20 protein-coding genes are annotated in these 20834 nt (G+C 72.1%); 16 read left to right on the top strand and 4 right to left on the bottom strand.

Going from position 1 to position 20834, the window contains the following annotated elements; all coding sequences use genetic code 11:
- Nucleotides 1-13: 13 nt before the first annotated feature.
- The 3 genes from A6A27_RS37900 (at nucleotide 14) to A6A27_RS37890 (ending at nucleotide 3883) form a co-directional block, all read left to right on the top strand.
- Nucleotides 14-943 carry an ADP-ribosylglycohydrolase family protein gene (locus A6A27_RS37900; protein WP_073839482.1) on the top strand — a complete coding sequence of 310 codons (930 nt, stop codon included), beginning with the start codon at nucleotides 14-16 and terminating at the stop codon, nucleotides 941-943.
- Between the two features lie 229 nt (nucleotides 944-1172).
- Nucleotides 1173-3179: a threonine--tRNA ligase gene (thrS, locus tag A6A27_RS37895; protein WP_073839481.1), complete on the top strand. Its 2007-nt coding sequence runs from the start codon at nucleotides 1173-1175 to the stop codon at nucleotides 3177-3179.
- Nucleotides 3180-3325: 146 nt separating this feature from the next.
- Nucleotides 3326-3883, top strand: coding sequence for an HIT family protein (locus A6A27_RS37890; protein WP_073839480.1), 558 nt, complete (start codon nucleotides 3326-3328; stop codon nucleotides 3881-3883).
- 72 nt (nucleotides 3884-3955) lie between these two features.
- Here A6A27_RS37890 and A6A27_RS37885 read toward each other — a convergent pair whose 3' ends face one another.
- Nucleotides 3956-4492, bottom strand: coding sequence for a hypothetical protein (locus A6A27_RS37885; RefSeq protein WP_073839479.1), 537 nt, complete (start codon nucleotides 4490-4492; stop codon nucleotides 3956-3958).
- A gap of 81 nt (nucleotides 4493-4573) precedes the next feature.
- On the opposite strand from A6A27_RS37885, the gene A6A27_RS37880 reads away from it, so the two are divergent.
- Nucleotides 4574-5206, top strand: coding sequence for a CG0192-related protein (locus A6A27_RS37880; RefSeq protein ID WP_073839478.1), 633 nt, complete (start codon nucleotides 4574-4576; stop codon nucleotides 5204-5206).
- A 175-nt stretch (nucleotides 5207-5381) separates the two neighbouring features.
- Here A6A27_RS37880 and A6A27_RS37875 read toward each other — a convergent pair whose 3' ends face one another.
- The gene (locus A6A27_RS37875) at nucleotides 5382-7544 is read right to left on the bottom strand and encodes an elongation factor G-like protein EF-G2 (RefSeq protein WP_073839477.1); all 2163 of its coding nucleotides are present in this window, start codon (nucleotides 7542-7544) and stop codon (nucleotides 5382-5384) included.
- Between the two features lie 252 nt (nucleotides 7545-7796).
- On the opposite strand from A6A27_RS37875, the gene pgsA reads away from it, so the two are divergent.
- The 10 genes from pgsA (at nucleotide 7797) to A6A27_RS37825 (ending at nucleotide 15312) form a co-directional block, all read left to right on the top strand.
- The gene (gene pgsA, locus A6A27_RS37870; RefSeq protein ID WP_073839476.1) at nucleotides 7797-8417 is read left to right on the top strand and encodes a phosphatidylinositol phosphate synthase; all 621 of its coding nucleotides are present in this window, start codon (nucleotides 7797-7799) and stop codon (nucleotides 8415-8417) included.
- Entirely contained in the window at nucleotides 8414-9355 is a 942-nt protein-coding gene (locus A6A27_RS37865; protein WP_073839475.1) for a phosphatidylinositol mannoside acyltransferase, read from the top strand. Before pgsA ends, A6A27_RS37865 begins: the two co-directional genes overlap by 4 nt.
- Before the next feature lie 14 nt (nucleotides 9356-9369).
- A complete protein-coding gene (locus A6A27_RS37860) occupies nucleotides 9370-10530 on the top strand; it encodes a glycosyltransferase family 4 protein (RefSeq protein ID WP_073839676.1) in 1161 nt (386 codons plus the stop codon).
- 88 nt (nucleotides 10531-10618) lie between these two features.
- Nucleotides 10619-11113, top strand: a complete 495-nt coding sequence (locus tag A6A27_RS37855; RefSeq protein WP_198940628.1) for a hypothetical protein — start codon at nucleotides 10619-10621, stop codon at nucleotides 11111-11113.
- A 150-nt stretch (nucleotides 11114-11263) separates the two neighbouring features.
- Nucleotides 11264-12181: a pyridoxal 5'-phosphate synthase lyase subunit PdxS gene (gene pdxS, locus A6A27_RS37850; RefSeq protein WP_073839473.1), complete on the top strand. Its 918-nt coding sequence runs from the start codon at nucleotides 11264-11266 to the stop codon at nucleotides 12179-12181.
- Nucleotides 12182-12267: 86 nt separating this feature from the next.
- On the top strand, nucleotides 12268-12876 hold the full coding sequence (gene pdxT, locus A6A27_RS37845; RefSeq protein WP_073839472.1) for a pyridoxal 5'-phosphate synthase glutaminase subunit PdxT: 609 nt from the start codon (nucleotides 12268-12270) through the stop codon (nucleotides 12874-12876).
- 274 nt (nucleotides 12877-13150) lie between these two features.
- Entirely contained in the window at nucleotides 13151-13900 is a 750-nt protein-coding gene (locus tag A6A27_RS37840) for a YebC/PmpR family DNA-binding transcriptional regulator (protein WP_073839471.1), read from the top strand.
- 123 nt (nucleotides 13901-14023) lie between these two features.
- Nucleotides 14024-14236 (top strand): type II toxin-antitoxin system VapB family antitoxin, encoded by a 213-nt coding sequence (locus tag A6A27_RS37835; protein WP_073839675.1) that lies wholly within the window; start codon nucleotides 14024-14026, stop codon nucleotides 14234-14236.
- Nucleotides 14233-14628 carry a PIN domain-containing protein gene (locus tag A6A27_RS37830; protein ID WP_073839470.1) on the top strand — a complete coding sequence of 132 codons (396 nt, stop codon included), beginning with the start codon at nucleotides 14233-14235 and terminating at the stop codon, nucleotides 14626-14628. The genes A6A27_RS37835 and A6A27_RS37830 overlap by 4 nt, the downstream gene beginning before the upstream one ends.
- Nucleotides 14629-14742: 114 nt before the next feature.
- The gene (locus A6A27_RS37825) at nucleotides 14743-15312 is read left to right on the top strand and encodes a GNAT family N-acetyltransferase (RefSeq protein WP_073839469.1); all 570 of its coding nucleotides are present in this window, start codon (nucleotides 14743-14745) and stop codon (nucleotides 15310-15312) included.
- Between the two features lie 52 nt (nucleotides 15313-15364).
- Here A6A27_RS37825 and A6A27_RS37820 read toward each other — a convergent pair whose 3' ends face one another.
- Complete coding sequence (locus A6A27_RS37820) at nucleotides 15365-16309, bottom strand: permease prefix domain 1-containing protein (protein ID WP_073839468.1); 945 nt, start codon at nucleotides 16307-16309, stop codon at nucleotides 15365-15367.
- A complete protein-coding gene (locus tag A6A27_RS37815; protein ID WP_073839467.1) occupies nucleotides 16306-16647 on the bottom strand; it encodes a PadR family transcriptional regulator in 342 nt (113 codons plus the stop codon). The genes A6A27_RS37820 and A6A27_RS37815 overlap by 4 nt, the downstream gene beginning before the upstream one ends.
- 184 nt (nucleotides 16648-16831) lie before the next feature.
- On the opposite strand from A6A27_RS37815, the gene dnaE reads away from it, so the two are divergent.
- Together dnaE and A6A27_RS46595 are read left to right on the top strand one after the other, a co-directional pair.
- The gene (dnaE, locus tag A6A27_RS37810; protein WP_073839466.1) at nucleotides 16832-20365 is read left to right on the top strand and encodes a DNA polymerase III subunit alpha; all 3534 of its coding nucleotides are present in this window, start codon (nucleotides 16832-16834) and stop codon (nucleotides 20363-20365) included.
- Nucleotides 20366-20408: 43 nt separating this feature from the next.
- On the top strand, nucleotides 20409-20834 hold a 426-nt coding region (locus A6A27_RS46595; RefSeq protein WP_443190034.1), incomplete at its 3' end, for a YncE family protein.

The raw sequence follows: 20834 nt of genomic DNA, 5'->3' as shown, positions 1-20834 counted from the left end.
AGCTGGGACGACGATGACGTTCACCCTCTTCCCCGACACCCGCCTGGCGCTCGCCCGCGACGCCCTCGCCGGCCTGTCGGTCGGTGACGCCCTCGGCTCCCAGTTCTTCGTCCCCGGCCGGCACCCCGCGGACCTCGCCGCCGGCCGGCTGCCCGCGCCGCCGTGGTCCTGGACCGACGACACTGAGATGGCCTGTTCCGTGGTGGCCGCGCTGGGCGGTACCGGGCGGATCGACCCGGACGCGCTGGCGCTCGCCTTCGCCGAGCACTGCGAGCCGTACCGCGGTTACGGTCCGGGCGCGGTGACCATCCTGCGGCTGATCCGCACCGGTACGCCCTGGCCGGTGGCCGCCGCGTCCGCGTTCGACGGGCAGGGCTCCTGCGGCAACGGCGCCGCCATGCGGGTCGCCCCGCTCGGCGCCTGGTACGCCGACTCGATCCGCCGCGCCGCCGACCAGGCCCGCGCCTCCGCCGAGGTGACGCACGCCCACCCGGAGGGGATCGCCGGGGCGGTCGCGGTGGCGGTGGCCGCCTCGCTGGCCGCCCGGGCCCGGCTCGACGGGGACCGCCCCGAACCGGCCCGGCTGCTCAATGCGGTGGCCGGCGCCCTCGATCCGGCCGGCGAGGTGCACCGGGGCGTACGCCGGGCCGCCAAGCTGCTCGGCCAGTCGGCCGCCGCGGTGGTCGACGCGCTCGGCAACGGCTCCCGGGTCACCGCGCAGGACACCGTCCCGTTCACCCTCTGGGTCGCCGCCACCCACCTCGGCGACTACCCGACCGCGATCCGGGTCTGCGTCGAGGCGGGCGGGGACGTGGACACCACGGCGGCGATCGTCGGCGGGGTGGTCGCCGCGTACACCGGGATCGGCACGCCGGGCGGGGTACCGGACGGCTGGCTCGCCGCCCGCGAACCCCTGCCCGACTGGCTCCCCGCCCACACCTGACCTCACCCGCACCCACCACCGCCACAAGATCCGCGCCTGGCGCCCATCCGGCCCGCGCAAGGTTCGCCCACTTTCGCGCCCGGCGGCGGAAAGGTTCAACGCGGAGGCCGAACTCGTCCGGTCACGGATCGGGACAGCGCGGCGTCGCCGACGGTGCGGAAAGGGCGACCGATAGCATCGCAGGGGCCGGTACCCGGCACATTCGAACCCATCGACGACAGGAGTCACCGTGTCCGCACCCCGTACCCCCGTCGTGGCCGACCCCGTCGTCGTCGCCGCCGGGACGACGGCGGCCGACGCGGTGGCGGCGGCCGGGCTGCCCACCACGGGCCCGAAGGCGATCGTGGTGGTCCGCGACCCCCAGGGCGTGCTGCGTGACCTGGACTGGAAGCCGGCGGAGGAGACCGCCGTCGAGCCGGTGAGCCTCGACTCGCCGGACGGGCTGAACGTGCTGCGCCACTCGACCGCGCACGTGCTCGCCCAGGCGGTGCAGGACGTCTTCCCGGAGGCCAAGCTCGGCATCGGGCCGCCGATCGAGAACGGCTTCTACTACGACTTCCAGGTCGACAAGCCGTTCCAGCCGGACGACCTGGCCAAGCTCGAGAAGCGGATGCAGGAGATCGTCAAGTCCGGGCAGCGGTTCCGTCGGCGCCGCTTCAACAGTCTCGACGAGGCCCGGGCCGAGCTGGCCAACGAGCCGTTCAAGCTGGAGCTGATCGACGTCAAGGGGGAGGGGCTCGACTCCTCGCAGGTGATGGAGGTGGGCGGCGGCGAGCTGACCATCTACGACAACCTCGCCGCCGCCGAGGACAAGGTCTGCTGGTCGGACCTGTGCCGCGGCCCGCACCTGCCGAACACCCGACTGATCGGCGCGTTCAAGCTGATGCGCTCGGCCGCCGCGTACTGGCGCGGCTCGGAGCAGAACCCGCAGCTGCAGCGGGTGTACGGCACCGCGTGGCCGACCCGGGACGAGCTCAAGGCGTATCTGAAGCTGCTGGAGGAGGCCGCCCGGCGCGACCACCGCAAGCTCGGCGCGGACCTGGACCTGTTCAGCTTCCCCGACGAGATCGGCTCGGGCCTGGCGGTCTTCCACCCGAAGGGCGGCATCATCCGGCGGGAGCTGGAGAACTACTCGCGTCGCCGGCACGAGGCGGCCGGGTACGAGTTCGTCAACAGCCCGCACATCACCAAGGCGCAGCTCTTCGAGACCTCCGGTCACCTGCCCTACTACGCCGACACGATGTTCCCGCCCATGCAGCTGGAGGGCGCGGACTACTACCTCAAGGCCATGAACTGCCCGATGCACAACCTGATCTTCAGGGCGCGCGGGCGGTCGTACCGGGAGCTGCCGCTGCGGCTCTTCGAGTTCGGCACGGTCTACCGGTACGAGAAGTCCGGCGTGGTGCACGGCCTGACCCGGGTCCGCGGCCTGACCCAGGACGACTCGCACATCTACTGCACCCGCGAGCAGATGCCGGGCGAGCTGACCACCCTGCTCACCTTCGTGCTCGACCTGCTGCGCGACTACGGCCTGGACGACTTCTACCTGGAGCTGTCCACCCGGGACGACTCGCCGAAGTTCATCGGCTCGGACGAGGACTGGGCGGAGGCCACGGAGGCCCTGCGCAGCGCTGCCGAGGCCTCCGGGCTGGACCTGGTGCCGGATCCGGGCGGCGCGGCCTTCTACGGCCCGAAGATCTCGGTGCAGGCCAAGGACGCGATCGGCCGCACCTGGCAGATGTCCACCATCCAGGTCGACTTCAACCAGCCGGAGCGGTTCGGGCTGGAGTACCAGGCGGCGGACGGCAGCCGGCAGCGGCCGGTGATGATCCACCGGGCCCTCTTCGGCTCGATCGAGCGCTTCTTCGGCGTGCTCACCGAGCACTACGCGGGCGCCTTCCCGGCCTGGCTGGCCCCGGTGCAGGTGATCGGCATCCCGATCCGCGAGGAGCACACCGACTACCTGCACGGCTTCGTGGCCGCGCTGCGCGCCGAGGGGATCCGCGCCCAGGTGGACACCGGCACCGACCGGATGCAGAAGAAGATCCGCAACGCGCAGCAGCAGAAGATTCCGTTCATGGTGATCGCCGGTGACGACGACGTGGCCGCCGGCACGGTCTCGTTCCGCTACCGGGACGGCTCGCAGCGTAACGGTGTGCCGATGGTCGAGGCGGTGACCCACGTGCTCGACGTGGTCAACTCCCGCACCAACTCCGGCCCGTCGGCGGAGAGCTGATCACCGGCCCGGCGGCGGCTGGGCGTGACGTGCCGCGAATGGCGGAGTCCCGATGCCGGGGCACCGCCATTCGCCGCGTCTGGTGCTCGGCACCGGCGACCAGGCACCCGGGCTGATCGGGGTGCGGTGACCGTAGGATCGGCGCTGTGACTGGGGCGGATCGGCACTTCGAGAACGGCACCGACAATGGTCTGGCGGACGGGCTGGAACGGCTCTGGACGCCGCACCGGATGACCTACATCTCGGGCGAGGACCGGCCCGAGGGCGGCTACGAGAAGCCCGCCGGCTGCCCGTTCTGCCTGGCCCCCGGCCTGCCGCCGGACGAGAGCCTGGTGGTCGCCCGGGGCGAGCACGTCTTCGTGGTGCTCAATCTCTACCCGTACAACCCGGGGCACCTGCTGGTCTGCCCCTACCGGCACGTGGCCGACTACACCGAGCTGGACGCGCCGGAGACCGCCGAGCTGGCGGCGTTCACCAAGGACGCCATGCGGGTGGTCCGCCACGTCTCCAACGCGCACGGCTTCAACCTGGGCCTGAACCAGGGCGGGGTGGCCGGCGCCGGTATCGCCGCCCACCTGCACCAGCACGTGGTGCCGCGGTGGGGCGGGGACGCGAACTTCATGCCGGTCATCGGCCGGACGAAGGTGCTGCCCCAGCTGCTCGCCGACACCCGCGACCTGCTCGCCAAGGCCTGGCCCGCCTGATCCGGAGCGCGGCCGGCCGACGGGTGTGGCGGCCCGCGCGCCGGTGCGGCTGGGGCCGGTCGGTAACGGCCGTCAGCGTGTCCGGCCGCGGGCGCGGCGCGGCCGGCGACGCGTACTGGTGGCCGTCCGCTCGGCCGCCTCGGCCCGGTCGGTGGCGACCGCGGCGCGGACGGTGAGCTGGCGCAGCCGCCGCTCCACCATCCGGTCGCCGTGCCGGGCGATCCAGACGCAGACCGCGGCCAGCGGCAGCTCGACCAGTGCGGCCAGCAGCACCGACAGCGCCAGGTCCGGCCCGGCGGGGGTGGTGATGACGTCGAACCAGGCGTCCACCACCAGCATGGTCGCGGTGGCGCTGACCGCCAGGCCGACCTGCCGGTGCCCCCGGTACGCCTGTACCGCCGTCAACGCCAGCATCACCATCAGCCCCAGGTCGAAGCCCACCCAGGCGGCCCGGTAGTGCACGATGACGGCGTGCCGGGGCAGCGTCAGGGCCAGGTAGCCGATCCAGGGCAGGGTGAGCAGCGCCAGCACCGCGAAGGTGGGTGCCACCCAGCGGGGCGCCGGTGGTACGTCTGTCGCCCGATGGACCTGTTCCGCCGCCGTGCCCATGGTTCCTCCAGGCCGCGGTAGTGCCTCGACGCCAAGATCGGCAAACGCCGGGCGCCTCCCTTCGACAGTACGATCTCCCGCATGGCATTGCTGCACCGCGCGGAACTGCGCCCGTCGAAGCTCGACCTGCTCGCCGCCTGGCTGCCCGGCCGCCCGTGGTTCGCGGGCACGGCGGGCGCCGACGTCACCCGGGTGGCGACCTACCGCTTCGACGACCCGGCCGGCGAGGTCGGGATCGAGACCCTGCTCGTCCGGGCCGGGGACGGGCCCGTCCTGCAGGTGCCGCTCACCTACCGGGGTGCGCCGCTGGCCGGTGCCGACGGCTGGCTGGTCGGCACCACCGAGCACTCCGTGCTGGGCCCCCGCTGGGTGTACGACGCCTGCGCCGACCCGGTCTACCCGCCGGCCCTGGCCGCCGCCGTCCTGACCGGCGCCGGGCCGGCGGAGGAGTACTTCGAGGTGGACGGGCGCCGGGAGGTCCGCCCGCCGAGCATGACCGTCACCGGCGGCCGGGCCGGCGCGGGCGCACCGCCGGTGGTCGGCGCGCCCCGGGAGGTGGTCGACGGCGACCTCACGCTGATCCGGGCCGACCCGGTCGAGCTGGCCGTCATCCGGCGGCCGGTACCCGGCGAGGCCCCCGCCGACGCCTGCCTGACCGGTGCCTGGCCGGGGCAGGCCACCCCGCTCGTGCTGGCCTACGCCGTGCCCCGCTGACCGTCCGCCGTGCCCGGGCACCCTCGGTGACGTTCCCGCCGCCGCCCTGACGGACCCCGCGCACCTCGCCGCGCCGCCGGGATGGCCGCCGATTGCCGGGAAGTGTGGCTCTACAGCCCGGGAGGCCACACTTCCCGCGAAAGTGCGCGCACGGCGCGCCGGTGACCCCGGGGGATCAGGAGCGGGCGGTGTGCTCCTTGCGGACCTGCTCGGCGAGGTGCGCGGGCATCGGCTCGTACCGGGCGAACTCCCGCCGGAAGGTGCCGGTGCCGGCGGTCATCGAGCGCAGCTCGACCGCGTACCGGAGCAGCTCGGTGGCGGGCACCTCGGCACGGACCAGCGTCCGCCCCTCGGCGTCCGGGTCCGGTTCGGTGCCCAGCACCCGGCCGCGCCGGCCGGAGAGGTCGCCCATCACCGCGCCCACCGACGAGTCGGGTACCCGGATGGTCACCTCGTCGACCGGCTCCAGCAGCGTCGGCTGCCCCTTCTCGGCGGCGTCGCGCAGGGCCAGGCCGCCGGCGGTCTGGAACGCGGCGTCGGAGGAGTCGACGCTGTGCGCCTTGCCGTCGAAGAGGGTCACCCGCAGGTCCACCACCGGGCAGCCGGCGACCAGGCCGCGCTCCATCTGCGCCCGGACGCCCTTCTCCACCGACGGGATGTAGTTGTGCGGGACCGCGCCGCCGACCACCTTGTCCACGAACTCGAAGCCGCCGCCGCGGGGCAGCGGCTCCACCTCGATGTCGCAGACGGCGTACTGGCCGTGGCCGCCGGACTGCTTGACGTGCCGCCCGTGCCCACGAGCGGCGCTGGTGAACGTCTCGCGCAGTGCCACCCGGACCGGTTCGGTCTCCAGCTCCACCCCGCCGGCGCGCAGCCGGTCGAGCACCACGTCGGCGTGCGCCTCGCCCATGCACCAGAGCACCAGCTGGTGGGTCTCCGGATTGCGCTCCAGCCGCAGCGTCGGGTCGCCGGCCACCAGCCGGGCCAGGTTGCGGGCCAGGGCGTCCTCGTCGGCCCGGCTCTTCGCCACGATCGCCACCGGCAGCAGCGGCTCGGGCATCTCCCACGGGGCGATGAGCAGCGGCTCCTCCTTGGCGGAGATGGTGTCGCCGGTCTCCGCGCTGCCCGACTTGGTGATCGCGCAGAGGTCCCCGGCGACCGCGGCGGGCACCTCGCGCAGCGTCGCGCCGAGCGGGCTGTAGAGGTGGCCGACCCGCTCGTCGGCGTCGTGGTCGGCGTGGCCCCGCTCGGCCATGCCGTGCCCCGACACGTGGATCACCTGGTCGGGGCGGAGGGTGCCGGAGAAGACCCGGACCAGGGAGACCCGCCCGACGTGCCGGTCGACGGTGGTCTTGACCACCTCGGCGACCAGCGGGCCGTCCGGGTCGCAGGCCAGTGGCGGCCGCGGCGAGCCATCCACCCCGGTGACCGCCGGCAGCTCGTGCTCCAGCGGCGACGGGAACGCCGCCACAAGGCCGTCGAGCAGCACGTCCAGGCCGACGCCGGTCTCCGCGCAGACCGGCACCACCGGGTAGAAGTGGCCCCGGGCCACCGCCGTCTCCAGGTCGGTGATGAGCACCTCGGTGTCGATCTCCTCGCCACCGAGGTAGCGGTCCATCAGGGTCTCGTCCTCGCTCTCCGCGATGATCCCCTCGATCAGCTCGTTGCGGGCCTCCTGGATGGCCGGCAGGTGCTCCGGATCCGGCTCCCGCACGGTGGCCGGCGACCCGTTCGAATAGTCGAAGACCCGTCGGGTGATTAGCCCCATCAGGCCGACGACCGACACGCCGTCGTCGCCGAGCATCGGCAGGTAGAGCGGGAGCACGTTGTCGCCGAAGACGCGCTGGCAGAGCGCCACCGCCTCGTCGAAGTCGGCGCGCGGGTGGTCCAGCCGGCTGACCGCCACGGCGCGGGGCATGTCCACCGCGGCGCACTCCTCCCAGAGCGCGGCGGTGGCGGCGTCCATCCCGTCGACGGCGGAGACCACGAAGAGCGCGGCGTCGGCGGCCCGCAGCCCCGCGCGCAGCTCGCCGACGAAGTCGGCGTACCCGGGGGTGTCCAGGAGGTTGACCTTGACGTCGCGGTGGAGCAGCGGGGCGCAGCACAGGCTCACCGAGCGCTGCTGGCGGACGGCGGCGGGATCGTGGTCGCAGACCGTGGTGCCGTCGGTGACGGTGCCGGCCCGGCCGATCGTGCCGCTGGCCGCGAGCAGGGCCTCGACCAGTGTGGTCTTGCCCGTTCCCGAGTGCCCGACCAGCACCACGTTGCGAACCCTGCCGGGCTCGGTCACCACCGGCGCGCCGCCGGTGACACCCTTCTCCTGATTTTTCTGCGCCATCGCGGCGCACCTCCCTCAGCCGGTGGTGGGTGGCGACCGCCGCGCGCGACGGGGAAGCGGGCCCGAGCGGGTACCGCGGCGATATCCTCCGGTGGTCTCCTGGACGACGGGTTCTCGGACGGAGGGACGGTGAGCTGGCTCACCTCCCTCGCTCGATCTCACACCCGATGCCGACCCGGCACAAGCCTGCCTGGCGGGTCGGGACGACCAGCCGTGTCGTGCGCGGCCGCCGGCCGTTATCGTGGGACCGCCATGGCGAAGATCTTCCAAGTGACGGCCCGGGCGGGCATGACCCGCGTCGTGGAGCCGGTCGCGCGCGGGTTGCTCCGCGCGGGCGTGTCCCCCAACGCGGTCACCGTGACCGGCACCCTCGGCGTGCTCGTCGGCGCGCTCGGCTTCGGCGCCCGCGGCCAGCTGGTCGCCGGTGCGCTGATCGTCACGGTCTTCGCGCTCACCGACCTGCTCGACGGCACGATGGCCCGGATGAGCGGTGGCTCCACCCGGTTCGGGGCCTTCCTCGACTCGAGCATGGACCGGATCGCCGACAGCGCGGTCTTCGGCGCGGTCGCGTACTGGCTGGCCACCCAGCACCACTACTCGGGGGTGGCGGCGGCGCTGCTCTGCCTGGCCGCCGGGGGGCTGGTGTCGTACGTCAAGGCCCGCGCCGAGGGCCTGGGCATGACCGCCAACGTGGGCATCGCCGAGCGCACCGAGCGGCTGCTGATCGTCGGGGTGGGCGGCCTGCTCACCGGCCTCGGCGTCACACCGGCGCTGCCGATCGCGCTCTGGCTGCTCGCCGCGGTCTCGATCTTCACGGTCGGGCAGCGCATGGTCCACGTGTACCGGCAGGCGCAGCAGGTCGGCCACGAGTGAACCTCACCGAGCTGGGCCTCGTCGCCGGCTGGCGGGTGGCCCGGGCGCTGCCCCGGCCGGTGGTCGCCGCCGCCTTCCGGGCGGGCGCCGATCGCGCGCACCGCAGGGGCGGCGGGAGTACGGCCCGACTCCGCGCCAACCTGCGCCGGGTGGTCGGCCCGGAGGTGAGCGAGGCAGAGCTGGACGAGCTGGTCCGGGCCGGCCTGCGGTCGTACGCCCGGTACTGGATGGAGGCGTTCCGGCTGCCCGCCCTGAGCCGTCGGGAGATCCTCGCCGGGTTCCGCCTCGAGGGCGCGGACATGCTCGGCGCCGACGTGGCGTCCGGCCGGGGCGCGGTGATCGCGCTGCCGCACGCCGGCAACTGGGACGCCGCGGGCGCCTGGGTGGCCGCCACCGGCTGGCCGATCACCACGGTGGCCGAGCGGCTCAAGCCGGAGGCCGTCTACGAGCGGTTCCTGGCCTTCCGGCAGGGCCTCGGCATGGAGATCCTGCCCACCCGGGGCGGCGACCGGCCGGCGTTCGACGTGCTGCTGGACCGGGTGCGGGCGGGCGCGGTGGTGCCGCTGCTGGCCGACCGGGACCTCTCCGCCCGCGGGGTGGAGGTGGACTTCTTCGGCGCCCGGACCCGCATGCCGGCCGGCCCGGCCCTGTTGGCGATCCGGACCGGGGCGCCGCTGTACGTGACGTCGATGTGGTACGAGCCGGAGATCGCCTGCGGAGCCCTGGCCCGGTTGGAGCTGCCCGATCCGGACAGCGGCCCGCTGGACGAGCGGGTCCGCCTGCTGACCCAACGGATTGCCGACGGTCTGGCGGCGGGCATCGCCCGGCATCCGGAAGACTGGCACATGTTGCAGCGGATGTGGCTGGACCAGCGCGCGACGGCCGACGGCGGCACGGGCGCCCCGGCAACGCCGCCGGCCAGCGCCGGGACCATCTGAGGGAGCGGGCGCAAATGCGGATCGGCATCGTGTGCCCCTACTCCTTCGACGTCCCGGGCGGAGTGCAGAACCACGTCATGGACCTGGCCGAGGCGCTGATCGGGCTGGGGCACGAGGTGAGCGTCCTGGCCCCGGCCGACGAGGACTCGCCGCTGCCGCCGTACGTGGTGCCGGCCGGCCGGGCGGTGCCGCTGCCGTACAACGGCTCGGTCGCCCGGATCGCGTTCGGCCCGGTCTCCACCGCGCGGGTGCGGCGCTGGATCACCCGGGGCGACTTCGACGTGCTGCACGTGCACGAGCCGCTGACCCCCAGCCTGTCGATGCTGGCCGTGCTCTGCGCGCGCGGCCCGGTGGTGGCCACCTTCCACACCGCGATGACCCGCTCCCGGGTGCTCTCGGCGGCCCAGGGGGTGCTGCAGATCCTGCTGGAGCGGATCACCGCCCGGATCGCGGTCAGCGCCCTGGCCCGCAAGGTGCAGGTCGAGCACATGGACGGCGGCGCGGTGGAGATCCCCAACGGGGTGGCGGTGGCGAAGTTCGCCGGCGTCGAGCCGCTGCCCGGCTGGCCGGGGGAGTGCGGGCCGGGCACCGGCGGGACGCTCGGTTTCCTGGGCCGGTTCACCGAGCCCCGCAAGGGCTTCCCGATCCTGCGGGACGCCTTCGTCGCGCTCGCCCCGCACCGGCCCGGGCTGCGTCTGCTGGTGGCCGGGCCGGGCGACCCGGACGACCTCTACGGGCAGTTCCCGGCCGAACTGCGGGACCGGGTGAGCTTCCTCGGCCGGGTCTCGGAGGCGGACAAACCTCGCATGCTGCGCAGCCTCCACCTCTACGTGGCGCCGAACACCGGCGGGGAGTCGTTCGGGATGATCCTCACCGAGGCGCTCGCCGCCGGCACCACCGTGGTGGCCAGCGACCTCGACGCCTTCCGTCGGGTGCTGGACGGCGGGCGGGCCGGGCAGCTGTTCCCGACCGGCGACGCGGCGGCGCTGCGCACCGCCCTGGCCGAGCTGCTCGACGACGCGGACCGGCGGGCGGCGCTGACCGCCTGCGGCGAGCAGGTCGTGGCGAGCTTCGACTGGCCCGTGGTTGCCCGCCGGGTTGTGGAGGTATACGCAGCGGCGATCGAGGCCACCGACGGCCGGGTGATGGACCAGGAGTGGGTGGGGCTGGGCTGAGCCCGGTGGCCGGTGAGGTCGATGTGACGAGCGCGCCCGTTGGCCGCGCCGGTTCGGACGGGAACGGAGCAGCACTACGATGCCGGGCATGTGGTGGGTGGTGGGCACGGTCCTGGCCGTCGGGCTCGTCGCGGCGTACCTGATCTGGACGGCCGGCCGGGTCGAGCGGCTGCAGGCCCGCGCGGAGTCCGCGACCCGGGCGCTCGACGCCCACCTGCTGCGCCGCGCGGCCGCCGCTGCCGTGCTGGCCGAGCGGCGCTACGGCGTGGAGCTGTACGCGGCCGCCCGGATCGCCCTGGACGCCGTGCCCGAGGAGCGGGAGGCCGCCGAGAACGACCTCACCCGGCAGCTGCGCGCGGTCGAGCTGGACCCGGACGACCCGGCCGGCGAGGCGGTGATCGCGGCCAGCCGGCGGTTGGCCCTGGCCCGGCAGGTGCACACCGACCTAGTCCGGGACGCCCGGGCGGCCCGCGGCCGCCCCCTGGTACGCCTGTTCCGGATGGGGCGCCGGCACGACTGGCCGCAGTACTTCGACATCGACGACCCCACCGTCACCACCCGGGCCGACGTCACCACGGGCTGACCGTCCCGGTCCCCGCACCCTGCGCCCACCAGGCGTGACGGCGACCACAGAGCAGGCCACCATGGGTCTGATTGGCTGTCGGATCGGCGTTGACCCCGTCGTAGCATTTTTTCGCAGCCACCCCCGAGCACGCCCAAGGAGCGATGACCCGTGCCCGAATCCACCTCCCCGAACACCAACGCCACCCCCGTCGTCGGCACCGCCCGCGTCAAGCGGGGCATGGCCGAGATGCTCAAGGGCGGCGTGATCATGGACGTGGTCACCCCCGAGCAGGCCAAGATCGCCGAGGACGCCGGCGCGGTCGCCGTCATGGCGCTGGAGCGGGTGCCCGCCGACATCCGCGCGCAGGGCGGCGTGTCCCGGATGAGCGACCCGGACATGATCGACGGCATCATCAACGCCGTCTCGATCCCGGTCATGGCCAAGGCCCGGATCGGCCACTTCGTCGAGGCGCAGGTCCTGCAGTCCCTCGGCGTGGACTACATCGACGAGTCCGAGGTGCTGACCCCGGCCGACTACGAGAACCACATCGACAAGTGGGCCTTCACCGTCCCCTTCGTCTGCGGCGCGACCAACCTGGGCGAGGCGCTGCGCCGGATCACCGAGGGCGCGGCCATGATCCGCTCGAAGGGCGAGGCCGGCACCGGTGACGTCTCGAACGCCACCACCCACATGCGCAAGATCCGCAAGGAGATCCGCCGCCTCCAGTCGCTGCCGGCCGACGAACTGTTCGTCGCCGCCAAGGAACTCCAGGCGCCGTACGAGCTGGTCAAGGAGGTCGCCGAGACCGGCAAGCTGCCAGTGGTGCTGTTCACCGCGGGTGGCATCGCCACCCCGGCCGACGCGGCCATGATGATGCAGCTCGGCGCCGAGGGCGTCTTCGTCGGCTCGGGCATCTTCAAGTCGGGCAACCCGGCCCAGCGTGCCGCCGCGATCGTGAAGGCCACCACCTTCCACGACGACCCGGACGTGCTGGCCAAGGTCTCCCGCGGCCTGGGCGAGGCGATGGTGGGCATCAACGTCGACGAGATCCCGCAGCCGCACCGGCTGGCCGAGCGCGGCTGGTGATCCCGGCGGGGCGGGCCAGCCGGCCCGCCCCGCACCCGCGGGCCCGGCGGTCCGCGACGACGCGACGACGAAGGAGCGACGACGCGATGAGCGACACACCCGTGATCGGGGTGCTCGCCCTGCAGGGCGACGTGCGGGAGCACCTCGCCGCGCTGGCCGGGGCCGGCGCGCACGCCCGCCCGGTGCGCCGTCCGGCCGAGCTGGACGCCGTCGACGGGCTGGTCATCCCAGGCGGCGAGTCCACCACCATCAGCAAGCTCGCCGACATCTTCGAGCTGCGCGAGCCGATCGACAAGCGGATCGCCGCCGGCATGCCGGTGTACGGGTCCTGCGCCGGCATGATCATGCTGGCTGCCGAGGTGCTGGACGGCCGCCCCGACCAGCGGGGCTTCCAGGGCATCGGGATGACCGTCCGGCGTAACGCGTTCGGCCGGCAGGTCGACTCGTTCGAGGCGCCGGTGGAGATTGACGGGGTCGACGGCGAACCGTTCCACGCCGTCTTCATCCGGGCCCCGTGGGTCGAGCGGGTCGGCGCGGGCGTCGAGGTGCTCGGCCGGGTCACCGAGGGCCCGGCGGCCGACCGGATCGTCGCGGTCCGGCAGGGCAATCTGCTGGCCACCTCGTTCCACCCGGAACTCACCGGCGACCTGCGGGTGCACCGCTACTTCGTGGACCTGGTCCGGGCCGCGGCCTGAGCCTGGGAGCAGCCCTTCCCTGCCCTCGCCGGCAGGTTCACCGGCCCGCGGTTGCTGTCCTCCGGCAACGGCCGGCCGGCCCGCCGCCCCCGGCACGGGTGCCGGGTGTGACATGCGGGGACGCCGTCTCGGTAGGATTGCCGCGGTTCGGCAGGGCCATCGCTCGCCGCAGCCGTCCACGCGGAGCCGCCCGGCCAGCACCATCCGATCCGGTTGACCGTGGATTCGGCGCGGGAAGTCGACGCAGGCGTGGATCATCAAACGGAGGTATGAGATGTCTGGCCACTCAAAGTGGGCGACCACCAAGCACAAGAAGGCCGTCATCGACGCCAAGCGCGGCAAGATGTTCGCCAAGCTGATCAAGAACGTCGAGGTGGCGGCCCGGACCGGCGGCGGCGACCCGGCCGGCAACCCGACCCTCTACGACGCCATCCAGAAGGCGAAGAAGAACTCGGTCCCGAACGACAACATCGACCGTGCGGTCAAGCGCGGCTCCGGCCTGGAGGCCGGTGGCGCCGACTACCAGACGATCATGTACGAGGGCTACGGCCCGAACGGCGTCGCGCTGCTCATCGAGTGCCTCACCGACAACCGCAACCGCGCCGCCACCGAGGTGCGCACCGCACTGACCCGCAACGGCGGCTCGTTCGCCGACGCCGGCTCGGTGTCGTACCTGTTCTCCCGCAAGGGCGTGGTGATCGTCCCCAAGGCGGGCACCACCGAGGACGACGTGATGATGGCGGTCCTGGACGCCGGCGCCGAGGAGGTCAACGACCTCGGTGAGGCGTACGAGGTGGTCTCCGAGCCGGGCGACCTGATCGCGGTGCGCTCCGCCCTGCAGGACGCCGGCATCGAGTACGAGTCCGCCGAGTCCTCCCTCGTGCCCAGCGTCAGCGTGCCGCTGGACGAGGAGGGCGCGCGCAAGATCTTCAAGTTGATCGACGTCCTCGAGGACTGCGACGACGTGCAGAACGTGTACGCGAACTTCGACGTCTCCGACGAGGTCATGGCGGCGGTCGGCTGAGCCGGCCGTGACCCGTGTGCGGTTTGCGCCGGGCGACGTCGTCGTCCGGCGCGAGATCATGCCACCCGTCGGGTCTGGATATACGCGCCTCCCGGATATATCATCGTTCGGGAGGTGTATTTCATGGCCAAGACTCTGTTGGATCTCGATGAGGATCTTCTGGCGGAAGCGACCGCCGCGCTCGGCACCGCCACCAAGAAGGAGACGGTGACGGAGGCCCTCCGACAGGCTGTGGAGTCCAGCCGCGAGCGCCGGCAGCGGGCCTTGGCCGACCTTCAGGAGGTCGCCGACGAGGGGGGCTTCCACTTCGAGCGGCTCAACGAGCTCGACCAGTGAAGTATCTGGTCGACACGAGCGCGCTGGTCCGCATGGTCCGTCGTCAGGTCGATTCGAGCTGGTCCGACCTCGCCGCCCGTGGCCTGATCGCCATCTGTGACCCGGTGGTCGTGGAAACCCTGACTATCGCTGACGCCAAGGCCTACGACCGGGTTGAGCGGGGGCTGCGAGACCTGTACCCATGGGTTCCGGTTCCCGACGATGCCTGGCAGGTCGTGCGGGCGGTGCGGCAGGAACTCGCCAGCCAGAGCGCGCACCAGGGCCTGTCCGTCGCGGATCACCTGGTGATCGCCACCGCCATCCGCCTGAAGTTGGTCGTGCTTCATCAGGACGCCGACTTCGAGACCGCGGCCAGGCTCGTGCCGCAACTGAGCCAGGAGCGGATCAGCTGACGTTCGCCGCTGGTGGCCATCAGCACCACCTCGAGGCCCCGGATCCGCCTGGCCACTCCCTATCGATACGAAACTCGGCTGACCGGTCGCCGGTCGTGCCCGTACCCTTCCCGGATGCTCGTCCCCGACCTGCCGCTGCGCACCGACCGGCTCGTGCTGCGCGCGTTCACCGCCGACGACCTCGCCGCCCTGACCGCCTACCGCTCCCGGCCGGAGGTCACCCGCTACCTCTACCACGAGCCGTACGACGACGCCGCCGCAGCAGCGGCGATCGAGCGCCTGCGGGGGCGCACCGAGGTGCGCGCACCGGGCGACGTGTTGAACCTGGCGATGGTGCTGCCGGCGACCGGCGAGCTGGTCGGCGACGTGCTGCTGACCTGGGCCAGCGGCGAGCACCAGCAGGGCGAGATCGGGTACGTGCTGCACCCGGACCACACCGGCCGGGGGTACGTCACCGAGGCGGCCCGGGAGATGCTGCGGCTCGGCTTCGAGGGCCTCGGCCTGCACCGGATCGTCGGCCGCCTCGACGCCCGGAACAGCGCCTCGGCGCGGGTGCTGGAACGGCTCGGCATGCGCCGCGAGGCGCACCTGCGGGAGAACGAGTTCGTCAAGGGCGAGTGGACCGACGAGGTGGTCTACGCCATGCTGGGTCGGGAGTGGCGGGCCCGCCTGACCGCCGACTGACCGGGAACAAGGCTCGGCCCGGCGCCCCCGTGCGCGCCGGGCCGAGACCGCTTCAGGCGGCGTGCCGCCGCGCCTTGACGGCGCTGTCGATGAAGCTCAGGACGACGATGACGGCGGTGAGCAGGACGGTGGCCCGCGCCAGGTCCTGCGTGCCGCCCTCGCGCAGCCACTCGAACCGCTGGACCAGCTCCGGGTTGAGCAGCCGGTCGGTGAGCAGCAGCCAGGTGAGCGGCACGGCGAACGCGAGATCGAGCACCGTCCTGACCGCGACCAGCGGCCAGGTCCACCGCCCCGACCGGTACTTCGCGACCTCCAGGCAGATGTCGGCGACCAGGACCGCCAGCAGCACGGGCAGCCAGAAGCTCCACAGCGCCGGGTCGATCATCGGCAGTCGGGAGCCGTCACCCGAGATCCAGGGCTGGAAGTGCTGCCAGGGGAAGAACGCGATGGCGAACAGCAGGAACACGATCGAGGCGCAGGTGTCGCCGAGCGGCACCTGCCGCTCGTTCGGCGCCTCGGGCAGCTGGTCGACGCTCCACTCGGGCAGGTTCAGCGGCGTGTTGGTGCGCTCGAGCACGGCGAAGACGAGGGTGAGCCAGAACGCGATCTGCACCGCCGTCTGCATCGCGCCGACCACCCCGGCGCCGATCGCCGCGCCGGGCTCGCCGTCGACCGTCGCCTTCACCACGCCGGTCGCGACGCCCACGATGGCGGGAATGAAGGTGAGCAGCGTCCGCAGCAGCCGCCACCAGACCAGGTAGTAGCGCGGGCCGATGAGCTGCAGCCGGCGGTCGGCGTAGCGGGCCGCGAGCTGGTCGGGGTTGCCCAGCTCGGTGAGCACCTCCCGCTCGGCGGTGTCGGCGTCCTGCCCGGCGCCGGTCCGGCCGTCGATCATGTCCGCGATGGACGCCCGCAACTCGGAGGCGATCTCCGCGCGACGGGGTGCCGGCACCGTACGCAGGGTGGCGGTGACGTACCGGTCGGTCAGGGAACTCATCGGTCCACTCCTTCGATCAGGCCGGCGACGGAGGTCTGCACGGCGGTCAGGTCGTCCAGCAGGCGGTCCAGCACGACCTCGCCGTCGGCACTGGTGCGGTAGAACTTGCGCGGCCGGCTCTCCTCGGTGTTCCACTCGCTGGTCAGCAGCCCCTGCTCCTCCAGCCGCCGGAGCAGGGGATAGAGCGTGTTGGCGTCGACCGGGAAGCCGTGCTCGCCCAGCCGTTGCAGCAGCGCGTAGCCGTAGTCGGGCCGGCGCAGGGCGACCAGGCTCGCCACCACGACCGTGCCGCGCCGCAGCTCCTGAAGATGGGTCCGGAGGACCTCGTCGCTCACCATGCGACACACAATACTGTGTGGCACACACTATTCCAACCCCGTACAGCATCGTGCGGCACGCAACCATCGGAAGAGAGACCCGGAACACCCTCGGCGCGGACGGTGGAGCCGGTCAGGCGACCTAGGTAGGGTGAGTCGGTCGACTCCGACGCAGCCTTGATCCACACCCCGGGGGGCGCCACGCATGGGCGATTCGTTCGCGCATCTGCACGTGCACACTGAGTACTCGATGCTCGACGGGGCGGCCCGGCTCAAGGACCTCTTCGCCGAGGCGGCCCGGCTCGGCATGCCGGCGGTGGCGATCACCGACCACGGCAACATGCACGGCGCGAACGACTTCTACAAGCAGGCGACGGCGGCCGGCGTCAAGCCCATCCTCGGCGTCGAGGCGTACGTGGCGCCGGAGTCGCGCTTCCACAAGCAGCGGGTCAAGTGGGGCCGGCCGGAACAGAAGAGTGACGACGTCTCGGGTAACGGCGCGATCACCCACATGACCATGTGGGCGGCGAACAAGAACGGGCTGCACAATCTCTTCACGCTCAACTCCCGCGCCTCGATGGAGGGCCACTACGTCAAGTGGCCCCGGATGGACATGGAGCTGATCGCCGAGCACGCCGAGGGCATCATGGCGACCACCGGCTGCCCGTCCGGCGCGGTGCAGACCCGGCTGCGGCTCGGTCAGTTCGACGAGGCGCTCAAGGTCGCCGCCGCATACCAGGACATCTTCGGCAAGGACAACTACTTCCTGGAGATCATGGACCACGGCCTCGAGATCGAGCGCCGGGTCCGCGACGGCCTCGTCGAGATCGCCCACAAGCTCGACATCCCGCCCGTGGTCACCAACGACTCGCACTACACCCACGAGGCGCAGGCCGAGGCGCACGACGTGCTGCTCTGCGTACAGACCGGCAGCAACATCGCCGACCCCAACCGGTTCCGGTTCGAGGGCGGCGGCTACTTCGTCAAGTCCGCCGACCAGATGCGCGCGGTCGACTCGTCCGAGCTGTGGCAGCAGGGCTGCCGCAATACCCTGCTGGTCGCCGAGAAGGTCGACCCGGCCGGGATGTTCGAGTTCCACAACCTGATGCCGCGGTTCCCGATCCCCGCGGGGGAGACCGAGGAGTCCTGGTTCCGCAAGGAGACGTACAGGGGGCTGGAGCGCCGCTTCCCGAACGGCATCCCGGAGGGGCACGTCACCCAGGCCGAGTACGAACTGGGCGTCATCGTGCAGATGGGCTTCCCGTCGTACTTCCTCGTGGTCGCCGACTTCATCCAGTGGGCCAAGAGCCAGGGCATCGCTGTCGGCCCGGGCCGTGGCTCGGCCGCCGGCTCGCTGGTCGCGTACGCCCTGGGCATCACCGACCTGGATCCGATCCCGCACGGCCTGATCTTCGAGCGGTTCCTCAACCCCGAGCGCGTCTCGATGCCCGATGTCGACATCGACTTCGACGAGCGCCGGCGCGGTGAGGTGATCCGGTACGTCACCGACAAGTGGGGCGAGGACAAGGTCGCGCAGATCGCCACCTTCGGCACGATCAAGGCGAAGGCCGCGATCAAGGACTCGGCCCGGGTGCTCGGCTACCCGTACGCGGTGGGCGACCGGATCACCAAGGCGATGCCCCCGGCGGTGATGGGCAAGGACATCCCGCTGTCGGGCATCTTCGACCCGAAGCACCCGCGCTACGCCGAGGCGGGCGAGATCCGCGGCCTCTACGAGTCCGACCCGGACGTCAAGAAGGTCATCGAGACCGCGAAGGGCATCGAGGGGCTGATCCGGCAGACCGGCGTGCATGCCGCCGGCGTCATCATGTCCGCCGAGCCGATCATCGAGCACATCCCGCTGATGCGGCGGGACGCCGACGGGGCCATCATCACCCAGTTCGACTACCCGACGTGCGAGTCGCTCGGGCTGTTGAAGATGGACTTCCTCGGCCTGCGCAACCTCACGATCATCGACGACGCGGTCAAGAACATCCAGCTCAACCACGGCAAGGAGCTGGACCTGCTGGACCTGCCGCTGGACGACAAGGCCGCCTACGAGCTGCTCGCCCGCGGTGACACCCTGGGCGTGTTCCAGCTCGACGGCGGGCCGATGCGCTCACTGCTGCGCCTGATGAAGCCGGACAACTTCGAGGACATCTCCGCCGTGCTGGCGCTCTACCGGCCCGGCCCGATGGGCGTGGACTCGCACACCAACTATGCGCTGCGCAAGAACAACCTCCAGGAGATCACGCCGATCCACCCGGAGCTGGCGGAGCCGCTGCGGGAGATCCTCGCCCCCACCTACGGCCTGATCGTCTATCAGGAGCAGGTGCAGCGCGCCGCGCAGATCCTCGCCGGCTACACCCTCGGCCAGGCCGACCTGCTGCGCCGGGCGATGGGTAAGAAGAAGAAGGAGATCCTCGACAAGGAGTTCATCCCGTTCCGGGACGGTTGCCGCGAGCGCGGCTACTCCGACGAGGCGATCCAGGCGGTGTGGGACGTGCTCGTCCCGTTCGCCGGCTACGCCTTCAACAAGGCCCACTCGGCCGCGTACGGCCTGGTGTCGTACTGGACGGCGTACCTCAAGGCGCACTACCCGGCCGAGTACATGGCGGCGCTGCTCACCTCCGTCGGCGACGACAAGGACAAGATGGCGCTCTACCTGTCCGAGTGCCGGCGGATGGGCATCCAGGTGCTGCCGCCCGACGTGAACACCTCGGCCGGGCCGTTCACCCCGGTCGGCCGGGACATCCGCTTCGGCCTGGCCGCCATCCGCAACGTCGGCGCGAACGTGGTCACCTCGATCATGCGGTGCCGCGAGGAGAAGGACGCCTACGCCGACTTCTACGACTTCCTGTCGAAGGTGGACGCGGTGGTCTGTAACAAGAAGACCATCGAATCGCTGATCAAGGCCGGGGCGTTCGACTCGCTCGGCCACCCCCGCAAGGGCCTGCTCGCCGTGCACGCCGACGCCATCGACGCGTACGCCGACGTCAAGCGCAAGGAGGCGGTCGGCCAGTACGACCTCTTCGGCGCCGGCTTCGGCGACGCGGACGCCGGCAGCAGCACCACGGTGATGCCGACCATCGGCGAGGGGGAGTGGGACAAACGGGACAAGCTCGCCTTCGAACGCGAGATGCTCGGCCTGTACGTCTCCGACCACCCGCTGTTCGGCCTGGAGCACGTGCTCGGCGCGGCGGCCGACTGCACCATCGCCGCGCTCTCCGAGGAGGGGACCGTGCCCGACGGGGCGGTGGTGACCCTGGCGGGGATTCTCTCCGGCGTGCAGCGCCGGGTTACCAAGCAGGGCCGGGCCTGGGCCTCCGCCACGCTGGAGGACCTGGCCGGTGGCGTCGAGACGCTGTTCTTCCCCAACACCTACGAGGTGATCGGCCAGTACATCGCCGAGGACGCGATCGTGGTGGTCAAGGGGCGGGTGGACCGCCGGGACGACACTCCGCGAATCATGGCGATGGACATGTCCATGCCAGACATCAGCAGCAACCCGGCGAACAAGCCGGTCACGCTGACCATCCCGGTGCACCGCTGCACGCCGCCGCTGGTGGAGAAGCTCAAGGAGACCCTGGTGCTGCACCCCGGCGACACCGAGGTGCACGTCAAGCTGCTCAACGGCGGCAAGATCACCACGCTGCGCCTCGGGCCGTTCCGGGTGGCGGCCACCACCGCCCTGATGGGCGACCTGAAGAGCGTCCTCGGCCCGGCCAACGTCAGCTGAGGTTCTGCCCGCCGGGTCGCTGTTTGTCCCTTATTGTGGCGATGTGTCCCGCCGACAGCTGCTGGCTGCCGTCCCGGTCCTGATCCTGTCGGCCGGGCTGCTGGCCTGCACCGACCGGGCCCCCAGGGAGACGCTGACCAGCCCGTCCGCCGGCACCTCGGCGGGCGGGTCGTTCGGGCCGCTGGTGCCGGGCATGCCGACCTACCCGACGGCCGGCAACGTCTACGCCGCGGCCGGTCCCGACCAGCTCACCGCGCCGGTGCGCGGGGACCGGCCGCTGGTCTACGTGCCGAACACGAAGAGCAACGACGTGTGGGTGATCGACCCGGCGACCTTCAAGGTGGTGGAGAAGTTCCCCGGCGGGCCGGAGCCGCAGCACGTGGTGCCCTCCTACGACCTGCGCACGCTCTACGTCGCGTCCAGCCAGATCCCCAACGGTGGCCTGGTCCCGATCGACGCGCGCACCGGC

The sequence above is a fragment of the Micromonospora sp. CB01531 genome (genome assembly GCF_001905095.1).
Lineage (GTDB): Bacteria > Actinomycetota > Actinomycetes > Mycobacteriales > Micromonosporaceae > Micromonospora.
This window is presented reverse-complemented; position numbering and strand designations above follow the sequence as displayed.